Origin of the sequence: Flavobacterium chungbukense, assembly GCF_020805785.1 — a bacterium.
In the GTDB taxonomy this organism is placed as follows: domain Bacteria; phylum Bacteroidota; class Bacteroidia; order Flavobacteriales; family Flavobacteriaceae; genus Flavobacterium; species Flavobacterium chungbukense.
Genome location: NZ_JAJGZV010000002.1, coordinates 1,055,140 through 1,079,204, shown reverse-complemented (window position 1 = coordinate 1,079,204; position 24,065 = coordinate 1,055,140). Strand labels below are relative to the sequence as shown.

General features: G+C 33.8%; 13 protein-coding genes. 6 read left to right on the top strand and 7 right to left on the bottom strand.

Translation table 11 applies throughout. The features are described from left to right. Positions 1 to 19 precede the first annotated feature (19 nt). From LL966_RS09945 to LL966_RS09915, 7 genes are all read right to left on the bottom strand, one after another. Positions 20 to 1,225: an anhydro-N-acetylmuramic acid kinase gene (locus LL966_RS09945; RefSeq protein WP_229352815.1), complete on the bottom strand. Its 1,206-nt coding sequence runs from the start codon at positions 1,223 to 1,225 to the stop codon at positions 20 to 22. Between the two features lie 222 nt (positions 1,226 to 1,447). Then, positions 1,448 to 4,447, bottom strand: a complete 3,000-nt coding sequence (locus LL966_RS09940) for a glycoside hydrolase family 3 N-terminal domain-containing protein (protein ID WP_229352814.1) — start codon at positions 4,445 to 4,447, stop codon at positions 1,448 to 1,450. Positions 4,448 to 4,499: 52 nt separating this feature from the next. Next, entirely contained in the window at positions 4,500 to 6,005 is a 1,506-nt protein-coding gene (locus LL966_RS09935) for a sodium:solute symporter (RefSeq protein WP_229352813.1), read from the bottom strand. 23 nt (positions 6,006 to 6,028) lie between these two features. After that, complete coding sequence (murQ, locus tag LL966_RS09930) at positions 6,029 to 6,850, bottom strand: N-acetylmuramic acid 6-phosphate etherase (RefSeq protein WP_229352812.1); 822 nt, start codon at positions 6,848 to 6,850, stop codon at positions 6,029 to 6,031. A gap of 133 nt (positions 6,851 to 6,983) precedes the next feature. Next, positions 6,984 to 8,183: an exo-beta-N-acetylmuramidase NamZ family protein gene (locus tag LL966_RS09925; RefSeq protein WP_229352811.1), complete on the bottom strand. Its 1,200-nt coding sequence runs from the start codon at positions 8,181 to 8,183 to the stop codon at positions 6,984 to 6,986. Positions 8,184 to 8,425: 242 nt separating this feature from the next. Beyond that, on the bottom strand, positions 8,426 to 10,162 hold the full coding sequence (locus LL966_RS09920; RefSeq protein WP_229352810.1) for a RagB/SusD family nutrient uptake outer membrane protein: 1,737 nt from the start codon (positions 10,160 to 10,162) through the stop codon (positions 8,426 to 8,428). Between the two features lie 30 nt (positions 10,163 to 10,192). Beyond that, positions 10,193 to 13,471, bottom strand: a complete 3,279-nt coding sequence (locus LL966_RS09915) for a SusC/RagA family TonB-linked outer membrane protein (protein WP_229352809.1) — start codon at positions 13,469 to 13,471, stop codon at positions 10,193 to 10,195. A gap of 246 nt (positions 13,472 to 13,717) precedes the next feature. On the opposite strand from LL966_RS09915, the gene LL966_RS09910 reads away from it, so the two are divergent. The 6 genes from LL966_RS09910 (at position 13,718) to LL966_RS09885 (ending at position 23,820) form a co-directional block, all read left to right on the top strand. Beyond that, positions 13,718 to 14,467 carry a DeoR/GlpR family DNA-binding transcription regulator gene (locus LL966_RS09910; RefSeq protein WP_229352808.1) on the top strand — a complete coding sequence of 250 codons (750 nt, stop codon included), beginning with the start codon at positions 13,718 to 13,720 and terminating at the stop codon, positions 14,465 to 14,467. Positions 14,468 to 14,768: 301 nt separating this feature from the next. Next, positions 14,769 to 15,500: an alpha/beta hydrolase gene (locus tag LL966_RS09905; RefSeq protein WP_229352807.1), complete on the top strand. Its 732-nt coding sequence runs from the start codon at positions 14,769 to 14,771 to the stop codon at positions 15,498 to 15,500. Positions 15,501 to 15,751: 251 nt separating this feature from the next. Beyond that, the gene (locus LL966_RS09900) at positions 15,752 to 17,587 is read left to right on the top strand and encodes an outer membrane protein assembly factor BamB family protein (protein WP_229352805.1); all 1,836 of its coding nucleotides are present in this window, start codon (positions 15,752 to 15,754) and stop codon (positions 17,585 to 17,587) included. Positions 17,588 to 17,868: 281 nt separating this feature from the next. Further along, entirely contained in the window at positions 17,869 to 19,350 is a 1,482-nt protein-coding gene (locus tag LL966_RS09895; RefSeq protein WP_229352803.1) for a glycoside hydrolase family 10 protein, read from the top strand. Positions 19,351 to 19,360: 10 nt separating this feature from the next. Next, positions 19,361 to 20,665 carry a serine hydrolase domain-containing protein gene (locus tag LL966_RS09890; protein ID WP_229352801.1) on the top strand — a complete coding sequence of 435 codons (1,305 nt, stop codon included), beginning with the start codon at positions 19,361 to 19,363 and terminating at the stop codon, positions 20,663 to 20,665. A gap of 248 nt (positions 20,666 to 20,913) precedes the next feature. Then, positions 20,914 to 23,820 (top strand): FAD-binding and (Fe-S)-binding domain-containing protein, encoded by a 2,907-nt coding sequence (locus LL966_RS09885; RefSeq protein WP_262909462.1) that lies wholly within the window; start codon positions 20,914 to 20,916, stop codon positions 23,818 to 23,820. The last annotated feature ends 245 nt before the right edge of the window (positions 23,821 to 24,065 follow it).

Here is a 24,065-nt window from a genome sequence, read left to right as displayed (position 1 = left end):
CTTTTGTTGGTTTTAAAAATTAATCAGGAAATGAAATTTTGCCCATAGTTACTGATGGAATTTTTACAGAATTGAATTTGAAATCGCCTCCAGCAACGGTTTCATTGGCAAGAACAGCAAAAAGAATCGCTTCTTTGGCATCGCTGTTTATTCCTAAATCATTGCTTTTGAAGAAAGAACAAGGCAATAATTCTTTTAGCCATTGTACAATTAATGGATTATTTGCGCCTCCGCCAGAAAGATAGATTTTAAAATCTTCAATTTTATAAGAAGAGTTTTCAATAGCAAATTGAATCGCTTCTGCAATAGTTTCAGCAGTAAAACGTGTTAAAGTAGCTAATAAATCGGGCGCTAAAATATCAGTAAGATTGCTTTTGGAAAGAGCCAATTCTACATATTCGGCATTAAATAATTCCTGTCCAATAGTTTTTGGGAATCCTTTTTTGAAGAAAGCATTGTCTTTCAGATTCTCCAATAAAACCTGATTTACAGTTCCTTGTTTGGCTATTTCAGCATCTTTGTCGTAACTTTTATCGAAGAAATATTTCTTTACAAAAAGATCAATCAAAGTATTTCCTGTTCCCGTATCGGTTACAAAAGTTTCTTCGGTTTTTAAAGCGGCCGGCAGATAAGTAAAATTGGCAATGCCCCCAATGTTAAGCATGATTCTGTTTTCGCCTTCTTTTCCAAATAAAAAATAATCGCCATAAACTGCTAAAGGAGCACCTTCACCGCCCGCAGCAACGTGTTTCTGTCTGAAATCAGATAAAGTGATAACTCTTGTTTTTACCGCAATATGATCGCCGTCTCCAATTTGTAAAGTAGCATTTGGAAATTTTTCCTGCTGATGTAAAAATTTTGGTGCATGTAAAACGGTTTGTCCATGAGAAGCAATTAAATCAATTGTTGATGCTGGAATATTCCATTTTTTTAAAGTATCATTTATCATTCCGGCATGAAGCAAGCCAATCCATTCGTTGAGCAAAGCCAAATGCTGAAAATCAATATTTTTTTGAGCAAAAACTTTACGAATTTCTGTTTTGATTTCTTCTGAATAACTAACCGTTTCAAATTGAGCCAGTTTTACATTCGTATTTACGCCAGATCCTGAAATTTCGCATAAGGCAATATCAAGTCCGTCGAGAGAAGTTCCCGACATTAGCCCAATTATGCGTTTCGTTTCTTTTTGAGCAATTTGATAAAGTGCTTCAATATTTTTGTTCATGAAAGTTATTTTAAAATGCGGCTAAAGTTAATCAGTTGGGAGCAATTAATTCTAACACATAGAAACATAGATTTAGATTTCTTAAAAAAGGCGTTTCACTTGTCTTAAACAAACATAGCGCTATGTGTTAGAAATTAGTTTTTTTAGTCAGCAGCTTCTCCGAAGCTACGATTTGTTTGCTTAATACTTTATTTATAGTTTCATTAAATGGATAATGGCGTTTTACTTCGTTATAGATTCATAAATTATTTTCTGAATATCTTCACGAATCTTTTCTTTCGCCAGTTTATTTCCCTCTTCGCCAACTTCAGGATACGTTCTATTCGATAAAAACACATAAACCGTTTCGTTTTCTGGATCAACCCAAGCCATGTTTCCAGTAAAACCGGTATGACCAAAGCTTGATTTTGAAGCACATTGACAAGTAGGGCCATCTTTTCCTAATCTTTTGTCGAAACCTAAACCTCTTTCAACTCCTTGATCACAGTAAAAACAGGTGTTAAAAGTATCAAATGTCGCTTCAGAAAAATAGCGTTGACCGCCATAACTTCCTTTTTGAAGAAACAATTGCATCATTTTGGCGACGTCCATAGCGTTCGAAAAAATTCCTGCATGTCCAGCAACTCCACCTTCCATTGCTGTAGCCATATCATGAACATATCCTTGTATCAATTGGTGTCTGAAATAATTATCAATTTCTGTTGGAGCAATGTCTTTTTTATCAAATTTCATTAAAGGATTATAAGTGGTATAATTCATTCCCAACGAATTGAAAAAGTTATTCTGACTTAAATCTTCCAGTTTTTGATGTGTGGCTCTTTCTAGATAATCTTTTAAAATGATAAAAGTAAAATCACTGTATTTGTATTCTTTTTTTAGTGAAATAGGAGAGTCGGCAATAAATTTCATGATCGTGTCATGATAATCATTTCGAATGTAAAGACTGTCGGCTACTTTAGTTGTGAAATTATTTTCTGCAACTTTTCGATAGTATTTATCAGAAGGAAAACCTTTCGCGTCTAGTGTCGATTTGTAGAACGGACTCCACGCAATTAATCCAGCATAATGATTTAATAGATCTTTAAACGAAATGTCTTTTTTGTTGGATTTAGCAAACAACGGAAGCATTGTTCCCAATTTGGTCTCTAATTCAACTTTATTTTTATCGTATAACTGCATTACGTTTGGAAGCGTAGAAATCATTTTTGAAATCGAAGCAACATCGTATAAATCGGTATTGGTAACTTTTAAAGTTTTATCGTAAGTCTGATATCCGTATGATTTCTGAAAAACGACATTTCCTTTTCTTGCGACTAAAACTTGCATTCCGGGAGCCATTTTTCCGTCAATTGCTTTTTGAGCAATCGCATCAATTTTAGAAAGAATTGCCGAACTCATTCCGACACTTTCTGGAGTTTCAAAACCCAGGCGATCGATTTTTTCGGTATCGATTCCGTCATTTACTTTGAAATGATCGTTTATGGAAACAGGTAATTTTCCTTTCGCACTTTTTGCTCCGAATAATATTTCGGCAGAAACAATCTGAGAAATCGTTGAATTTTGGTACGAAACCATTAATCCTTCAATGTTATCAAAATTTTGGATAGAAAGCAGCGAATAAGGTTTTGCAAAAACATCTAAAATCACTTTATTGTTTTCGGCAATTTTATTCAGGAAAAACAATTCATTTGAAGAGAAATCATGCTTTTCCCAAGCTTTATTCACTTTGTGATAACTTACAATAACCAAATCGTATTTCTTTAATTCTTTGTTTAAAGAATCAATATTAGTGTTTGAAACCTCGGTTATTTCAGTATATTTTTTTAAAGTAGAAACAAATGCGCTGTTTACATCTTCTCCCAGTTTTACGTAAGCAATTTTCTGATCCAAATTTTTGATCGGAAGAATGTCTTTTTTGTTTTTTAAAACCGTTGCAGCGTTTTCGAATAAAGAATATTGAAGTGCATCTTTATCAGGACTTGTTAGATTTTTTTGCAGATTTTTTAAATCAACTGGTTTGTATTTATTTAATCCCGCTTTGAATTTATAATGCAGGATTTTTTTAACCGAATGTGCCAAACGTTCTTCTGTAATTTGACCATTTGCATAAAATATTTTTAATTTTTCTAAAGCTGCAGGAACATCATCTGGACAAAGAAAAATATCATTTCCTGCTTGTAAAACAGCCAATTCTAAATCACCAACAGGTTTAAAATTGCTAGCGCCTTTCATGCCTAAACCATCTGTAAAAATCAAGCCTTCGAAGCCTAATTGTTTTTGCAGTAATTCAGTCACAACATTATAAGAAGCAGAAGAAGGAATGTTTTCGCCGGGTTCTAAACTCGGAATATTAAGATGGGCAACCATTACAGAAGCCAGACCTTCATCAAAAAGCTGTTTATAAGGGTATATTTCGACTTCATCTAAATGTTCTTTTGTAAAAGAAACGGTTGGAAGTGCTTTGTGTGAATCGACTGCCGTATCACCATGTCCGGGAAAATGTTTCCCTGTACATAAAACGCCTTGGCTCTGAATGCCTTTCATAATGGCCGAAGCGCGATTGGCTACATTTGTTTTGCTTTCGCCAAAAGAACGATTTCCAATAATTGGGTTTAACGGATTGGTATTAATATCTAAAACGGGAGCAAAGTTGAAATGAATGCCCATTCTTTTGCATTCGCTTCCCATTTGTCTTCCGACTTTTTCAATAAGATTTAAATCCTGAATCGCACCCAAAGTCATGTTCCAAGGATAAGCATAAGTAGAGTCTAAACGCATACTTAATCCCCATTCGGCATCAAGTCCAATGAATAAAGGAACTTTGGCTTTTGACTGATAGATGTTGGTTAATTTCGCTTGACGAACAGGTCCGCCCTGAAAGAAAATAATTCCGCCAATATTGTATTTTGAAACCAGTTCTTTTACTTTGTTAACATGTACAGAATCTTTATTAGAATAAGCATTTGCAAAAAATAATTGTCCTAGTTTTTCGTCCAGCGTCATTTTGCTGTAAATACTGTCTGTCCAACGATTTTCAGCATCACAATCTGGAACAAAAGGCTTTTTTTCGGACTTGCTTTTAGCAATGTAAACTTCTTTGTTTTCTGTCGAAATAGGCTGATTTGTTTCAACTCCTGTTTTAGTCTTTTTTGAAACGCCGCAATTGACAATTAAAAAAAGAACAGCTACAAAGAGACCTATTTTTATAATAGCATTTTTCATGAAATCATTTTTTTGTATTCAGATACAATTCTGAATTGCTTTATTTTGGCTTTTAAAAAGAGATTTTTTCTTCTGTGCGTTTACTGGTGAAATAAATACCGATATAGGTAAATAATCCGTTTATAATAATTAATTCGTTATCAAAAGTATAGCCGAATAATTGTGCTGAATTTTCGCTTAAGAAATAGGTGAATATTGGAGAAATGATACAGATAATCGGAATTAGTTTGTCGTTTACTAATCTTGATTTTTGCAATAATCCGAAAGCGTATAATCCTAATAAAGGTCCATATGTGTAAGATGCAGCTCTAAAAATTAAAGCTACAACAGAAGCATCGTTAAAGGAATTCAAAACAATAATTACCAGAAAAAGTAAGATTGAAAAGGCAAAATGCACCCAATGTCTAATTTTTACATTTTTACTATTGCCAAGATTTTCAGATTTATCCATTCCAAGAAAATCAACGCAGAAAGAAGTCGTTAAAGCCGTTAAAGCCGAATCGGTTGTGGCAAAAGTGGCGGCAATAATTCCTAAAAGGAAAACAAATGCTGGAACAATTGACAAATGATTTAAAGCAATTTCTGGAAAAAGTAAATCGGTTCTTGGTTTTCCTGTCGCTAAATCCAGCGGAATTTGAACATTATTTTTTGCAGCATAGATGTACAATAAAGCGCCTAAACTCAAGAAAATAATATTGATTAAAACAAAAATTCCTGTAAAAGTGAACATGTTTTTTTGTGCTTCGCCAATGTTTTTACAGCTGAGATTTTTTTGCATTAAATCTTGATCGAGCCCAACCATTGCTATAGTAACAAACATTCCTCCTAAAATTTGTTTTACAAAGTGGTACTTGCTTGTAAAGAAATCATCGAAGAAAAATATTTTAGAATAATTACTATTTTGAATGGTTGAAACCGACTCAAGAACAGTCAGGTTAAGACTGTCACAAACAAAATAAATGGTTATAAACACTGAACTAACTAAAAAAAACGTCTGTAAAGTATCGGTAATAATAATGGTTTTTAGACCGCTTCTAAAAGTGTATAAAAAGATAAGCGCCAAAGCCAAAAGTACCGTTACCGGAAATGGGATATGAAAATCATTGAAAACATATCGCTGTAAAACAATAACAACCAAATACAATCTAAAAGCAGAGCTAATTGTTCTGCTCACTAAAAATATAGAAGCTGCTGTTTTGTAACTTCTAATTCCCATTCTTTGTTCGATATAACTGTAAATCGAAGTCAGATTCATTCTGTAATAGAGTGGAAGCAGGACTTTTGCAATAATAATAAACCCAATTGCGTTTCCTAAAACGAATTGGAAATATTTGAATTGCTCTCCGTTTGGCGAACCAACTTCACCAGGAACAGAGATAAAAGTTACGCCAGAAAGCGCGGTTCCGATCATACCAAAAGCAACTAAATACCATTTAGAGTTTTTATTTGCTTTGAAAAAAGAATCATTGTCTTGTCCTTTTTTACTGATTACGTTTGAAATAAATAGTAAAAGACCAAAATAAACAAAGATAAAAATGAGAATTGTAGTAGAAGACATTTTGGTTTCGGTTTAGTTTTAGATTATTTTTTGCTGTTATGATCTAACAAAACAGCGCGTACACTTTTATGTTTTTGCAGTAATTCTTCGGCTAAATCATATTCAATTCCCAGTTCTTCCATAATCATTTTGATGCCTCGTTTTACCAGTTTTTCGTTAGACAACTGCATGTCGACCATTTTGTTGCCTTTTACTTTTCCAAGCTTAATCATCACTGAAGTCGAAATCATGTTCAAAGTCAGTTTTTGAGCTGTTCCCGCTTTCATCCTTGTGCTTCCTGTTAAGAATTCTGGACCAACAATTACTTCAATTGGAAAATCAGCTTCCTGTGCTATAAGTCCGTTGCTGATGCAGGAAATACTTCCTGTTTTGATATTATGTTCTTTCGCTTTTTTCAAAGCACCCAAAACATAAGGTGTATTTCCAGAAGCTGCAATTCCGATAATAAAATCTAAACTTGAAATCTCAAATTTAGCTAAATCTTTCCAAGCTTGTTCGGTATCGTCTTCTGCATTTTCAACAGCTTTACGAATCGCAGTATCTCCTCCAGCAATAATTCCGATAATCATATCATGCGGAACACCAAATGTTGGCGGACATTCAGAGGCGTCTAATATTCCGATACGTCCAGAAGTTCCAGCTCCGATATAAAATAATCGTCCTCCTAATTGCATTTTTTTTACGATTGCTTTTACGAGTTTTTCAATTTTAGGAATTTGTCCCTGTATAATTTGCGGAACTTTTTGATCTTCTGTATTAATGTTGGTTAAGAGTTCTTTTACGCTCATTTGGTCTAAATCTTTGTATAAAGATTCTTGTTCGGTTTCAGGGGTTTTATTCTTCATTTTTCTTTTCTTTTTTGGTTTTGAAACAGCGGATTATTTGATATTTATTATTTCGATTTTTTGTATAAGGATTCTCTATTTTTATAAAAAATAGTACGTTTTGGAAATTTTTGATTTTTGAAAAATGCCTTATTTAGTAGAGTAAATAAGGTTTTCTCATAATTTGAAAGGCTTGTAAATCTTTTTTCCAGCTTGCGCGAATTTCTTTTTCTGAAACTCCCGATTCTATTTGCTGCTGCAATTTTTTTGTTCCGGCAAGTTTGGTAAAAAAGGCATTGAAAAATTTAGATTTATCGGTGGTATTTTGATAGGCTTTTAAAAGCCATTTTAATTCTAATTGTTGGAGTTTTGGATATGATGTCAGATCTTCACCAAAACATTCTTTTCCATTATAAAGCGGATCTTTGGCTCCGAAATTAGGTTTTGGCGTAAAGCTGAAATTGGTTTTGGTCAAAAAAGGAGAGCCATAAATTTGAAATTGCTTCTCCGTTCCACGTCCCATGCTGACATTCGTTCCTTCAAAAAGGCATAAACTAGCGTACAGATTTATGGATTGATCGTTTGGTAAATTTGGCGAAGGCTTAACCAATAAACTGTATGCCATATTTCTGTTGTAATTTAAACACGGAATAACAGTTAGTTTGCATTGTACTCCGTTTTTAAGCCATTTTTGTCCGTTAACCATTTGCGCATATTCTCCAATTGTCATTCCGTGAAGGAGCGGAATAGGGTGCATGCCAACAAAACTGGCAAATTCTTTTTCTAAAAGCGGACCGTCAACAATACTTCCATTTGGGTTTGGTCTGTCTAAAATAATTAGTGGCAAATTATTTTCGGCGCAAGCTTCCATTACATAATGCAAAGAAGAAATATAGGTGTAAAAGCGAGCGCCAACATCTTGTAAATCGAAAATCATAATATCGATTCCGTTTAACTGTGCAGGTTTTGGTTTCTTATTATCTCCGTAAAGCGAGATGATGGATAAACCTGTTTTTGGATCTTTTCCGTCAACCACATGCTCGCCTGCATCGGCAGTTCCTCTAAAGCCGTGTTCTGGTGCAAAGATGGTTTGTACAGCAATTTTTTTCTCCAGTAAAAAATCAACTAAATGGGTTTTGTTAGATAAAATTCCCGTTTGATTAGTTACGATTCCTATTTTTTTGTCTTTTAAAAGTGGTAAATATTTCTCGTAATTATCTGCTCCTGTTTTAATTGCGGGAGGGTCAATTTCTGAAGCGCCGTAGTTTGCAACTGTTGAAAACGAATTGGAATATAAAGACGTAATAAACAGAGAAGCTACAAGAAAAACACTTTTTGAGATGAATTTTATCATTTTAATTACAATTAATAGTTAGGCAAAAATTGACTAATAAAATTAAGTTATTATTTGATTGGTTGTTGTTTATGAATGATGATGAGAAATGAATATCTGAAATTTCAGACAGAAGCTTTGTTGTTTTTTCTTCATTGATTTGGCAATGAAAAAGAGATTTTTAAATACTGCCTCTGGTTAGATTAGTTCCAGAGGCAGTTTTTTTTTATAAAGGGGCAAATAGTCTATTTATGAAAAGTGAATTACCAACCTGGATTTTGTTTCAATTCTACACCTTCCGCAGCGTATAAATTGATATCATTTGTTGGAATTGCACTCAAATAATTTTTTGGAGATACAAATAATCTTGAAACACCAGCTGCATAAGGAATTACATATCCTTGTGCGTTTACTTTTGTTTTAGTATTTCCTCCTATCAAAGCAGGAATTCTAGCTCCTAAAATAACATCAGGATTGGCATTAGTATCTAAATAATCTCCTTTTTTCCAACGCATAAGATCTTCTTTTCTCATTGTAGTCCAAGCCATAAACTCGATTCTGCGCTCACGGCGAATCTCCCAGATAATTGGATTAACAATTCCTGAAATCTGCTCTAATGCAGTTGTTCTTTGAGGATCGTTTATTTGTACTCCGTTAGCAGAAGCATTTGTACCATCTGTAGTCAAAGTAGCTATTCCTGCACGTGTACGAACTTTGTTAAGTGATAAATCAAGATCAATATTAGTAACTGCACCTAATTCTGCACATGCTTCGGCATAATTCAAATACACTTCACTTAATGTGAAAACTGGAGCATCAATTTGATTTTGTCCAATTGTTGAAACGTCTGTACCTGTTGTAGCAGGGTTATTATACAGTTGAAATACGTAACCAGTTATAGAGGTTAAACCATTGTAAGGTTTGTCAGAATAAGCATAATCTGCTGTGCTGAAAGCTTTAGCAAATCTTGGATCTCTGTTAGCAAAAGTATTAGCAATAGTGTTGTCTCCTAAAAATTGAGCATTACCAGTTTGTTTAATAGGTAATCCGTTAGTAGTTACATAACTTTCTGCCGCAAATTTTGTCAATCCGTTTTGAACTGTAGAGGTATTGGTATACGCTTGTACTGAATTTCCTAAAACACCTTTAATGTATCTTTTTGTCAAGATTATTTCAGTATTTCCTAGTAATTCAACAGAATTATAAAGTGCTTTCCAATCGGTGTTCAATTTGTAAGAGTTGTTATTCATTACAACTAAAGCCGCTTCTTTAGCTTTTTGAAGATAAGCACTTCCGTTCTGAGCCAAATTGTATTTTCTGTAAGTACCTTCGCCCAAACATACTCGGCTTAATAATGCGTAAGCTGTATATTTATTTACTGTAACATTGCTGTCATCAACGTTTAACAACAACGGAATCGCTTCTTCTAAATCTTTAATTACATTGTCTATAACTTCGGCTCTAGACAAAGCTGGTTTGTAAACATTTGCATCACTTTGAGCTAAATATTGGTCTGTATAAGGCACATTACCAAACTGTTGCGCTAAACGAAAATAAGTATGAGCTCTGAAAAATTTTGCAACACCGATATAGTGATTTTTCTTTGTTTGATCCATTGGCACATTAGGAACTCTTTCTAACATAAGATTGCAACGACGAATCAAAGTGTAATATTCGTTCCAGTTTGAACTAGTTGCATTTGGAGCTGTTAGAAAATTTGTAAAAACGTTCATCGCCAAGTTATCATCTATTAATCCTGTACCAGAAGCATGAAAATAAAAATCAGCTGTAATACCGGCATTATTTCCGTAACCATTAAACGTATTATAGTTTAGCCAAGAGTATGTTTTTACGTTATTTTCTGAAGTCCAAAAATTTTCGTCTGTGAATACATCTTCTGGAGGTGTATCCAAAAAATCTGAACAGCTAACAGTTAAACTTGCAAAAGTAAGCAAGGCAACTGATAGTTTTATCTTAGAGTTTATTATTAATTTTCTCATTTTGATTAATTTTTAATTTTTAAATACATTTTAAAACGCAAGTTGTATGCCAACTGACCATGTTTTAGAGTAAGGGAAAGTTCTTCCCCAAACTGCTTCACTTTCATTAATTTCAGGATCTACAGGTAATTTGCTGCTTTTCCAAGTAGCTAAGTTGAAGCCTGAAACATACGGTCTGATTTTATCAAATCCAGCTTTTTGAGCAATGCTTTTAGGGAAAGTATATCCAAGAGTCATAGATTTTAAACGTAAATAAGACATATCTAACAGATAACGTGATTGCGCGACAAAATTGTTTGATCCAGGTGCATAAGCTCCAAAAGCATTACCAGCATGTCCAGGATAAGGATTAGGGAAATACGCATCTGTATTTTGTGGTGTCCAGTAGTCATTTTGGTTTTCATACATAGCATCTGTTCTGTTGTAGAATGGTAATATTAGGTCAGAAGTTGCCCAGTAATCACGTTTTCCAACTCCTTGAAAGAAAGCGTCGATATCAAATCCGTATAAAGCGCCGCCTAAACGAACTCCATATTGATAACGAGGAGTATTATTACCTATAACTTTTAAATCTCCAGGTTTAAGAGCTGTTCCATCTCCTCTTGAAATAACTCCATCTCCATCTAAATCCTTGTACATTACATCTCCTGCGCCATATTTAAAAGCTCCAGTTCTAATGTTTTTATAATCAACACCATTTACTATTAATCCTGTAGCGTCAATTTGATCTGTTGATTGAATTAAACGATCTGTTTGTAATCCCCATATTTCACCCAATTTTTGACCTGCATAGAAAGATCCTAAAAGTTTAGAAGAGTTGTTCCATTCTGTTACTTTTGTTGTATTATCAGAAAGTGTAAGATCTGCATAAACGCTTACGTCTTTGTTTATTTGTTTATTAAAGTTAAGTGCAAGTTCCCAACCAGTTGTTCTTAAGTTTCCAGAGTTTGTATTGGCAGCAGTCTGACCAAATGAACCCGGAAGTGTTTTTCCTGGAGCTAACATTCCTTTAGTATCACGTTGATAATAATCAAACGTTAAACCTAACATGCTAAAGATACGGATATCAATACCAATATCTTGAGTGGTTACCTTTTCCCAAGTTAAATTTGGATCAACATTTGTTGGCTGATTAACAGTCGGAGGAATAGTTGTACCACTACCTATCCAATATGGGTTAGGATTAGTAGTAACGTTAGTCATAACTGGTAAAAAAGCATTGTTCGCAATATTTTGATTTCCAATTGAACCGACAGATCCACGAATTTTCAAATCATTTAACCAGCTTCTTGTTCCTTCCATGAAACTTTCTTCCGAAATTCTATATCCAACAGAAGCAGAAGGGAAGAATCCCCATTGTTCATTAGTAGGGAATTTTGACGAACCATCATAACGTCCGTTTATTTCCACTAAATATTTTCCTTTGTAATCGTAATTTACACGCGCAAAAAATCCTGCAATTGCATATCTTGATAAACCTGGATTTAAAATGTCATTACCAACAAGAGGCGAAGTAAATTGATCACCAATAGCTAAATTAAATTCTGGTTTGGTTTTGTCTAGAAGTGTGTTTCTACGAGCATATGTTCTTTCAAAATCATACCATTCCGTATTTAAACCCCCTAATACTTTAAAGTTATGGTTTTCTCCTAATGTTTTAGTGTAATTTCCAAAGATATTGGCTACATTTCTTGTGAAAGATGATTTAGCTTGTGCAACAAAATCATTAGCAGTTTCCATTGATGTAGGCTTTCCTGCAACTAAGTCAGCTGCACTTGTCCAAAAATCCCAAAGAGGCACTTGGCCACCGTTCATTTTTAGACTTGAAAAATTAGTATTAAAACTATATTCTCCAACGATGTTAAAGTCTTTTGTAATTTGAGCAGTAAGTCTTCCGCTTATCCTCATATCATTCGACTTGTTTTCATTTTGAGAAGCATTTGCCATATAACCTGGCGCATGTCTAAAGTAAGTTCCATTATAAGTTCCGTAAGGGAAATAAGAACCCCAACGCATATAGTATCCGAAATATCCGTTACCCGCTGTGTCAAGACCGCTATTGTAATAGTTAAACGGAGATTCATACTCTTGGAAAGTTCCCAATACCTTAAAATCACCAGTAAGCCAGCTTGCCAACTCTGTTGTCAAACCAAGATTAAGATTGAATCTTTGGTTGGTTTCGTTATTGATTTTCATTACACCTTCTTGATTTGCAAGTCCTAACGAAACAATAAATGAACTTTTTTCACTTAAAGAACCTTGGGCTGACAAATTGTGAAGTGTTTGTACTGCATTCTTTTTTAACATTTCATCATGCGGATTCCAAATTCTGTAGAAATATTCTTTTCCGCCAATAATGTCAAAATCTTGACCTAGAATCATATTTTTGTCATTTGGATTTCTTGTTGCAGCATATTTTTCTTTCCAGTTAATGATACCAGGCAATAATGTTTTGTAGTTCATACCAAAAGATTCTGGATTTGCATTTCCAGCTCTGGCTTGTGCCTCGATCATTGCAGGAAGTTCTACAGTAGGGTCGTTAAATTGTACTAGAGATATTGGGTTGCTCCAGCCTGTATTATTGCTATAAGCGAATCGTACTTTTCCTTTAGAATTTTTACCACTTTTTGTAGTAATTAATATAACTCCAAACGCAGCACGAGCACCATAAATAGAAGCAGAAGCCGCATCTTTAAGTACAGACATCGATTCTACGTCTTCTGCATTTAGCATTGACATATCACCAGGAACACCATCAACTAAAATAAGAGGAGAACCTGAAGCTTGGCCATTTACGATAGTTCCTGCTCCACGAATATTAACACTTGATCCTTTGCTTATATTCCCAGAATTAAAACTAATGTTAAGACCCGGTGTAGTTCCTTGTAAACCTCTTGTGATATCAGTAATAGGGACGCTTCCTAAAGCTTTTTTAACATCAACCTTTGCAACTGCTCCAGTTAGATTTGCTTTTTTCTGAGAAGCAAAACCTACAACAACTACTTCATCCAGTTTTGAAGTACTTGGAGAAAGGTCAATATTTACTTTTTGTTGCCCTTCAATTTTTACAGCTACAGTTTCAAAACCCATATAACTGAAGCTAAGGCTTTGTCCTGACGCTATACTGATACTGTAGTTACCGTCAAAATCAGTAGAAGTTCCATTGGATGTTCCCTGAATCATTACGCTGACACCAGGTATGGGGAATCCATCTGCTTTGTTTTTTACCGTTCCAGTGATTGTTTTTGTTTGCCCAAATGTTGCTTGAATGAACAAAACCAACAATGAAATAAGAAATAGTTTTTTCATGATTACTTGGTTTTTTTAATGGTTGTTAAAGCAAATATATTTATTTATTGCGTACAAATGCATTTTTATTGTTAATATTTTTAAAAAATCTTTCAAATAACGCAAAATAACGCATTTTTAAAAGATGTATTTTTGTGTTTTAGGTTTTTTAATCAAAACACGCAAAATAATGCAGATTTTGAATAGGCTTTTATATTTCAATAAAATTATTTGATATATTTGTCGTGAACTTAAATTTTTAATAAAATGCTAAAAGCCGAAAGACATAAATTTATTATGACCAAACTTGTTGAAGAACAGAAGGTTGTTACCACTGATTTGGCTTTGGCCCTAGATTTGTCTGAGGATACAATTAGAAGAGATTTAAACGAACTTGATAATAAAAAGCTGTTAGAAAAGGTTTATGGCGGAGCAATATTGGTAACGGAAAATACTTCAGATGTTTTTAATATCAATATATCTGGTGAAGAGGAAAAGAAACAGATTGTGGCAAAAGCTTTGTCTTTGCTTCATGATGATCAGGTTATTATAATGAGCGGAGGAAGTACAAATTTGGTTTTTGCAAAGTTGATTCCAGCAGATTTAAAAGCTACAATCTATACCTATAGTCTTCCGATTGCAATGCAGCTTTCACAACATCCAAATATTGATTTGATATTTATTGGGGGGAAAATGCAGAAAAATGCAATGGTAACAATTGGTATGGATGTGATTCAGGTTGTTTCTAAAATTAAAGCAGATATTTGTTTTATAGGAGCCAGTAGTATTAATGTAAAGCAAGGTTTGACGGAGATTGGATATGAGATTTCAATTGTTAAAAAAGCAATGATAGAGGCTTCAGATAGAGTAGTTTCAATGTTTTCTTCTGATAAATTAAATACAAAAATGCCTCACGTAGTTTGCGATTTAAAACAATTGGATACTATAGTTACTAATTTAGACCCTAGAGATCCAAGTCTTGAAGAATATAGAAAATCTGGCGTCTTTATTCTTTAATGAAGAGTTTTTTATAATTATTTATGCATGTTTTTGCGTGTTTTACGTTTTGTTTTGTTAAATAACGCAAAATAATGTATTTTGTTTGTTTTTTGTATATATTTGTTAAAACTATTTTCTAACAAAACCATTATATATGAAAAGCTATATTTTCTCTACTCAAAGCAGATTCCAAGAAAGTAGGAAAGCCTCATTTCAAAAAAAGCATAATATAAAGTTCCTGTATAGTTTATACTTACTTCTTTTATTTTTTTCTGCGAAAGCAGCGACAGTTGATACGATTCAAGTTTTCAGTCCTTCAATGAATAAGAATATAAAAAGCTGTGTGATATTTCCAGAAAGTTATAAAAAGAGCAGTAAAAATTTCCCAGTAGTTTATCTGCTTCACGGATATAGCGGGAATTATGGTTCTTGGGCAAAAGATTTTAAAGAACTAAAAAATCAGGTTGATCAATATAATTTTATTGTAGTCGGCGTAGACGGAAATTACTCAAGCTGGTATTTTGACAGTCCGATTGATCCAAGTTTTAAATATGAAACTTATGTTACAAAAGAATTAATTCCTTACATAGACCAAAAATATAAGACAATTGCGAATCGTGAAAATCGAGCAATTTCAGGTTTAAGTATGGGCGGACACGGAGCGTTGTATTTATCCTTTAAACATCAAGATATTTTCGGTGCGGCCGGAAGTATGAGTGGAGGTGTAGATTTTAGGCCGTTTCCTGATAATTGGGACATTAAAAAACGTCTGGGTTCCATAACAGAATTCCCTGAAAATTGGGAGAAAAACACCGTTGCCAATATGCTTGATTTGGTAAAAGACAATAATTTAAAGCTGATTATAGACTGCGGATTTGATGATTTTTTTATGGAAGTAAACAGACAGCTTCATGCTAAAATGCTAGCCCAGAAAATAAATCACGACTATATAGAACGTCCAGGAAAACACGATCTTAAATACTGGGAAAATTCTTTAAAGTTTCAGTTGTTGTTCTTTAACAACTTTTTCAACGACAAAATAAAAAATTAGATAAGTAATTGTGTGTTGCAATTTTACCCATAAAAAAAGTAATGCATAAATTTTGGTTGGTTACCTATCCTAACAGGTTTTCAAAACCTGTTAGGTATTTTTTAAACCATTTTTAATGGCCATAGATTAAAGGATTAAAATGATTTTTTTACGATTGTCGAGAATTGAATCTTCATGAAAAAAATGCATATTCCAATCCATCTTGATCACAATATAATTTAAATGAAGTTTCAATAAATAAAAAAACACCAATGAAAAATCTATTTTTAAGAATATTATTGCTTTTTATAATGGTTTCGGGTTTTTCTCAAAATCCAGAAAAATCAGAAAATATTAAGTTTGTGCAACTTACAGATCTGCATGTTTCAGTAGGAAACGACAATGATTTTTTATTGCAGAATATTATAAAAGAAATCAATAATTCTGATTTTGAATTTGCAATTGTAACGGGAGATTTAACCAATCGCGGTGCTGATGATGAATTAAAACAAGTTCATTCGATACTTTCTAAACTGAAAATTCCGTATTATGTAATTTCAGGAAATCATGAAACTAACTGGAGCGAAAGCGCTGGTCTGACTTATAAAAAAATATTTGGAGAAGATCGATTTGTTTTTTCAAAAGGAGATTATCTTTTTATCGGATTTCCGTGCGGACCTTATATGAAAATGGGAGACGGTTTTGTAAAACACGAAGATGTCCTTTGGCTGGATAAAACTCTTCAAGAAAAGCTTAAAAATGATAATAAAAAAGTACTGAATTTTGCTCATTATCCGTTAGATAACAGCGTGAGTAATTACAAAGAAGTACTTTCTGTTTTAAAAAAATATCCAACTGTTGCCACTTTTTGCGGTCACGGACATACTTTAAAAAAATATGATTTTTCTGGTTTGAGCGGTATAATGGGGACATCAATAACTTCGCTTGACAGAAAAACTAAAAGTTATAATCAAATAATTATAAGCAAAGATAGTATCAGTATCTATCAGAAAGAAATAGACAAACCGGGAGTTTTTAGATTTTCGGTTGCGACGGCACCTTCAAAAATTGAAATTCCGAAAGATAATTTGGTAATGCAATCTCCTTTTATTAAAGATGTTGCTTCGATTTACAGTCTTCCTGCATTCGATAAAAAGAATATTTATTTTACTAATTCGATTGGAGAAATAAAATCAATAAATCTGAAAAATAAAAATGTGAATTGGAAAACAGAAACAGGAAATTCCATTTATTTTTCACCAATAATTATTAAAAATACACTTGTAATTGGTACAATCGAAGGAAATTTACAAGGATTTGATACACAGTCTGGAAAACAAAAATGGACTATTCCTGTTGGTGGCGTTTTGGTAGGTTCGCCAATTGCGGAAAACAATAAAGTTTATACAGCAAGTTCTACAGCATTTATTTGTGCAGATGCTGCGACGGGTAAAGTGATTTGGCAGAATAATTTACCCGCGTCTTACTCACAAGGTGTTCCGTTGATACAAGGAGATAAAATAATTTTTGGAGTTTGGGATTCTTACGTTTATTGTTTGGACAAAAACACAGGAAATTTGATCTGGAAATGGAATAATGGAAATGATAAGCAAATCTTATATTCTGCTGGAAATGTCAATATGGTTTCGACAAAAAGCCGACTTTATTTTGTTACGCCTCAGCGTTTCTTAACCATTTTAGACATTGAAACCGGTAAAACGCTTTTAAGAACTCAAAAATGGAAAATTAGAGAATCAATGGGGAAAAGCCAAGACGGAAAATGGTTTTATGGAAAAACTATGGACGGAGAATTGGTAAGAGTACCATTGAATGATGCTATCGAATTGACAGAAGAAAGTTTTGTAAACCAAAGTAAGGTCCTCGATTTAAAATGGGGATATGAACACAATCCTGCAGGAATAATAGAAAAAAACAATAAAATTTATATCGGAAGCCGAAAAGGAGAAGTGGTAATTGTAGATGCTGTTAAATTTGAAATTATAAAACAAATTAATTTGGGAAGTTCAAGCATTAATGGTTTTACAGTTGATGATAAAGGACAAGTTTGGGCATCACTAATCGAAGGCGGAATTTTTTTGTTGGAATAACTTTATAATTTAGGTTCAAAGATTCAAAGATTCAAAGAGACAAAGGGACAAAGAGACAAAGAGACAAAGGGACAAAGGGACAAAGGTTTCTGTAGAGGGGAAGCAGTGCTTCTACGGTAAGATTATGATAATTTTAAAATAAAAAAAAAACTTTGCGACTCTGCTACTTTGCGAGAGAAAAATAAAACTTTGCGAACCTTGCGTAAATCTTAGCTCCCGATAGCTATCGGGATTGCGGTTAAATTATTCAAAAACAATTAGCTAACCAAAAATACAATCACATGAAAAGTCTAAAATTCATAATCCTAGTACTGCTCTTTCAAACGAAACTTTTCAGTCAGGAATCACCGAAAAGAGAAATGCGTGCAGCTTGGATTTCGACAGTAGACAATATCGACTGGCCATCAAAACCAGGATTATCAGACAAGCAGATGAAAGCTGAAATGATTAGCATTTTAGATAATTTGCGATCTAATAATTTAAACACCGTAATTTTTCAAATACGTCCAACTGCCGATGCGTATTACAAATCGACAAAAGAACCAGCTTCGCATTGGATTACCGGAACGCAAGGTGTCGCTCCAGGATTTGATCCGCTTCAAATGATGATTGATGAAGCCGGAAAAAGAGGAATGAATGTTCATGTTTGGCTAAATCCGTATCGCGTACAAAAAGATACTGTAAAAGATGTTTTGACTAAAACGCATTTGTTTTTTAAGAAACCAGAGCTGTTTTTGACATACGGAAAATCTAGATATTTTAATCCAGGTTATAAAGAAACCAGAGATTTTGTTTCTTCTGTAGTCGGCGAAATTGTTCGAAATTATGACATTCAAGCCGTTCATATGGACGATTATTTTTATCCATATAAAATTGAAGGGCAAGAGTTTCCTGATGAAAAAGCTTTCGCTAAAGAACCGCGTCAGTTTAAAGATAAAGATGATTGGAGAAGAGACAATGTCGATTTGATTATTAAACAAATTAGAGACACTATAATTGCAAATAAACCTGAAGTTGAATTCGGAATTTCACCTTTCGGCGTTTGGCGTAATATTGCTAAAGATTCTCAAGGTTCTAACACAAAGGCGGGAGCCACAAATTATGACGATTTGTATGCCAATATTTTAAAATGGCAAAAAGAAAATTGGATAGATTATGTAACACCACAATTGTATTGGCACATAGGTTTTGATAGAGCCAATTTTGAAGTTTTGGCAAAATGGTGGGCAGATCATAAATATGGTGCAAACGTTTATGTTGGTCACGGCGATTATAAAATTTCGACTAAAGCGAAAGAACCAGAATGGAGAAGTCCCGATCAGATTGTGAAACAAATTGAAATGATTCGCAAAATTCCTCAAATAGACGGCTCGATGCATTTTACTGCAAATTCATTCTTTAAAAAAGGAGATACACTTCGAAATGCTCTTATTGAAAAACCATATAAATATATTGCTTTAACTCCAGAAGCTAATAGAGTTACAAGAATAAAACCGCAAGCTCCAACAAATGCAATAATTGCTAAAAAAGGAGATAAAGCAATATTAAATTGGAAGGCTGAAATGTATGATAAGAAATATGTAATTTATAGATTTCCAAAAGGAAAAATTACTGATTTCTCTAATCCGGCAAATATTTATTACGTAACAACGCTAACAAAATTGGAAGTTCTAAATCCCGAATTAGAAAATTATGTCTATGCTGTTTCTGCTTTGAGTCAAACCCAGACAGAAAGTAGTCCAGTAGAATTTACAACAAAATAAAAATACAATAATGAAAAACAGAACGGCTAAAATTGTATTCGCATTTTTGATTCTTGTTGGAATCAGTGGTTATGCTCAGAAAAATTCTAAAAAATCTTTTGATGTAAAACAAAATGAAGTTTATATTGATTCGATGATGACGAATGCTTTAGAAAAAAGATTTTTTCCTGGAGCTCAAGTTATTGTTGGAAGTAATGATGCTGTTTTTATTTCGAAAAATTATGGTTTTCAAGATTACTCGAAAAAGGAACCCGTAACGAATGATGATGTTTACGATTTGGCTTCGATGTCTAAAGTTTTGGGTGCAACATTCGTAACCATGCGTTTGGTGGGAGAGGATAAAATAAAAGTTACCGATAAATTAGGCGATTCAGTTCCTTTTTTCAAAAGTACACCAATTGCCGATTTAACACTTTTTGAATTATTAACGCATACTTCAGGATTAAAAGCGAGTATTACTTTTTACCAAAGCCTGCTTTCAACTCCAGACGGTTCGCCTTTGTTGAGCAATCATAAATCAGCGGATTATCCAGAATTGTTTGATACAATGTATGTAAACAAGAATATTATTTACGATTCTAATTATCTTTCATTCTCACCTAAAGAAAATTGGATTCAGGTTTATAAAAAGATGTGGCTGAATCCTGAGTTTCAAAAAACGGTTTATGAGCAGATTGCCCATGCTAATGTAAACCAGCGAGGAAAATATGTGTACAGCGATTTGAATTTACTTTTAGTAAAAGAAATGATTGAAGCTAAAACGGGAAAGAAACTCGATCAATTGACAAAAGAAATTTATACCGAATTAGGAATTTCTAAAATTGGCTACAATCCATTAAAATGGACTTCTATTGAAAATGTAGCGCCAACAGAGTTAGATAATTTTTTTAGAAAAGATACTATTCGAGGATATGTTCATGATGAAGCGGCGGCTATTTTTGGAGGAGTTTCTGGAAATGCAGGTTTGTTTGCCAATTCACAATCGATTTCGATTATCTGCCAAATGTTGTTAAATGAGGGAAAATTTCAAGGGAAACAAATTCTAAAAGCAAAAGTGGTAAAAGAGTTTATACAATCGCCTTTAGCAAAAGAAGGAATCTACCGCGGACTTGGTTTTGATAAACGAAAACCAGACGAATTTTTTAGAGCAAATGATTTTGGACACACGGGATTTACAGGAACTTTTTTCTTTATGAATCCAGACAATAATATATTTATCGTTATTCTAACCAATCGCGTAAATCCAACGCGAACGAATAGATTAATGTATAAAGATGATTTCATGGCAAAAATCTGGAAGCAGATTAATAAGTAAAAAGTTTGCCGCAGATTTAAAGAATTAAGAAGATTTTTTCACGCAGATCCAGCAGATTTCAGCAGATTGAATTTTAGATAAAAAAGAATCTGCAATATCTGCTTAAATCTTTTTAAATCTGCGTGAAATAAAAAATAATCCTTTTAATCTGTGACAAAAAAAGAAACATAACTATTGAAATTACAGTAATTTTGTAATCCCATCAAAAAGAAATAAAAAATCAGTTTTAGACAACAAATCAGAATATAATGTCAAACCAAGAGTTACAGCAGTTATCAGAATCATTAGAAGGAACACTTTTGTATGATGATCTTCATAAAACACTTTATTCTACCGACGCTTCGGTTTACAGAATCAGGCCCAATGCTGTAGCGTTGCCAAAAACTACGGCAGATATCAGTAAATTAATTCGCTTTGCGGCGAAACATAATATTTCTGTAACGCCAAGAACAGCGGGAACTTCATTGGCTGGTCAAGCAGTTGGAGACGGATTGGTGATTGATGTTTCAAAACATTTTACAAAAATTTTAGGCTATGATGCTGAAAAAAGGACCGTTACTGTTCAACCAGGTGTAATTCGTGATGAATTGAATTTATTTCTAAAACCTTACAATGTGTTTTTTGCGCCAATTACTTCGACCTCAAACAGAGCAATGATTGGCGGAATGGTAGGAAATAATTCATCTGGAACCACTTCAATCCGTTATGGTGTAACTCGCGATAAAATTGTTGAGGTAAAAACGATTTTAAGTGATGGATCAGAAGTAGCTTTTGGCGAACTGACTTCAGCTGAATTTATTCAGAAAACGAAAGGAGATACTTTAGAAAATAAAATATATAAAAGTGTTTACGATGAACTTTCAGTAAAAGAAAATCAGGAAGAAATTATAAAAGAGTTTCCAAAACCAGAAATTCACAGACGAAATACGGGATATGCTGTTGATATTTTACTGAAATCTGAACTTTTTGGAGGAACAGAACCAACAATAAATATTGGGAAATTACTTTGCGGAAGTGAGGGAACTTTGGCTTTTACAACCGAAATCACTTTAAAAGTAGACGATTTACCGCCTGCGCATAATATTATGGTGGTTGCACATTATCATACAATTCAGGAATCGTTGGAATCTGTTGTAATAGCAATGAAACATCATTTGTACACTTGCGAAATGATCGACGATACGATTTTAGATTGTACTAAAACGAATCGTGAACACATTAAAAACCGCTTCTTTTTGGTTGGCGAACCAAAAGCAATTATGCTTTTTGAAGTGGCGTCACACAATTTAGAAGATGCAGAAAAACAAGCAGATGCGCTAATTGCAGATTTAGATAAACACAATTTTGGATACGCTAGTGTCAAAATTTACGGACCAGATATTGATAAAGCCAATGAACTGAGAAAAGCAGGTCTTGGACTTTTAGGAAGTATTGTAGGAGACGATAAAGCAGCCGATTCTATTGAAGATACTGCGGTAGAATTAAGTGATTTGCCAGCTTACATTGCAGAATTTTCAGCAATGATGTTACGTCATGGACAAGAAGCGATTTATTATGCGCATGCTGGTGCGGGAGAATTGCACCTTCGCCCTGTTTTGAATTTAAAGAAAACATCAGATTTAAAATTATTCAGAACCATTGCGACAGATGTAGCGCATTTGGTTAAAAAATACAGAGGTTCGTTAAGTGGTGAACATGGCGATGGAATTGTGCGCGGTGAGTTTATTCCGTTTATGATTGGTGATAAAAACTACGAGCTGCTAAAAAGATTAAAATTAGCTTTTGATCCTAATTCAGTTTTGAATATCGGAAAGATTGTCAATGCACTGAAAATGGATGAAAATCACCGTGTAATTTCTGGAAGAGTAGAACCGGATATTAAAACGTTTCAGGATTTTTCAGACAGTTTAGGGATTTTGCGCGCTGCCGAAAAATGTAATGGTTCTGGAGATTGCCGAAAAATGCCATCGGCAGGAGGAGCAATGTGTCCAAGTTATCGTGCAACCCGAAATGAGAAAGAAACGACTCGCGCCCGTGCAAATGCATTACGTGAATATCTGACGTATTCTGAAAAAGAAAACAAATTTGACCAAAAAGAATTATATGAAGTTTTTGAGTTGTGTGTAAGCTGTAAAGCCTGCGCGAGCGAATGTCCGAGTAATGTTGACGTTGCGACTCTTAAAGCTGAATTTTTATATCAATATCAAAAAGCAAACGGATTTTCGACCCGAAGTAAAATTTTTGCCAACAACGCCAAACTGAATAAAATGGGAAGCCTATTCCCGTCGATTACTAATTTTATTTCGAATCAGTCGTTGGTTAAAAAATCAATGGGAATTGCGCCTGAAAGACAAGTTCCGCTTTTGGCGAAAAAGACTTTCAGAAAATGGTATGCAAACAATAAACCGACTGGAACAGATTTTTCAAACGGAAGATTGTATTTGTTTGTGGATGAATTCACAAATTATTATGATGTCAATATCGGAATAGATGCTTTCGAATTATTAACCAAATTAGGGTATCAGGTTTTGGTTATAGAGCATGAAGAAAGTGGTAGAACGTATCTTTCGAAAGGATTTTTGGAAGAAGCCAAGAAAATTGCCAATCACAACGTAAATATCTTTAAAGATTTGGTTTTGGCGAATGCTCCTTTGATTGGAATCGAACCTTCGGCAATTTTGACTTTCAGGGACGAATATCTTCGTTTAGCTGATGATAAAGAAGCTGCCGAAAGATTATCAAGAAATGCTTTTACAATTGAAGAATTCTTTAAAAAAGAAATCATCGACGGAAAAATAACTCCAGATTCATTCTCTGAAGAAACCAAAGAAATTAAGATTCACGGACATTGTCATCAAAAGTCTTTAAGTTCTGTTGAGGCAACTTTTGCCATGCTAAATCTCCCTAAAAATAATACGGTTACGATTTATAACTCAGGTTGCTGCGGAATGGCAGGTTCTTTTGGTTATGAAAAAGAGCATTATAAAGTGAGTATGCAAATGGGAGAAGATACTTTATTTCCAAAAGTTCGTAATACTGCCGAAAATGTAAAAATTGCTGCTGCAGGAACGAGCTGTCGTCATCAAATTTATGATGGAACGAAACGTGAGGCACAACATCCGGTTAGTATTTTGAGAAGCTGTCTTAAATTTTAAATTTTAGATTTTAGAGTGTAGATATTAGATTTTTGTTTCACGCAGATTTTGCAGATAACAGCAGATTTTATTCTAGATTTAAATAAAAAATCTGCTGTTATCTGCTTAAATCATTTTAAATCTGCGTGAAAGATTATTTAGATAAAGATTGAAAAATCATTCTAATCCTTAAAGTTTGTCATTTCGACGAAGGAGAAATCTTCGCGAGAAGCTCGACAAAGATTGGACTCTCGCTGCGGAGTTAC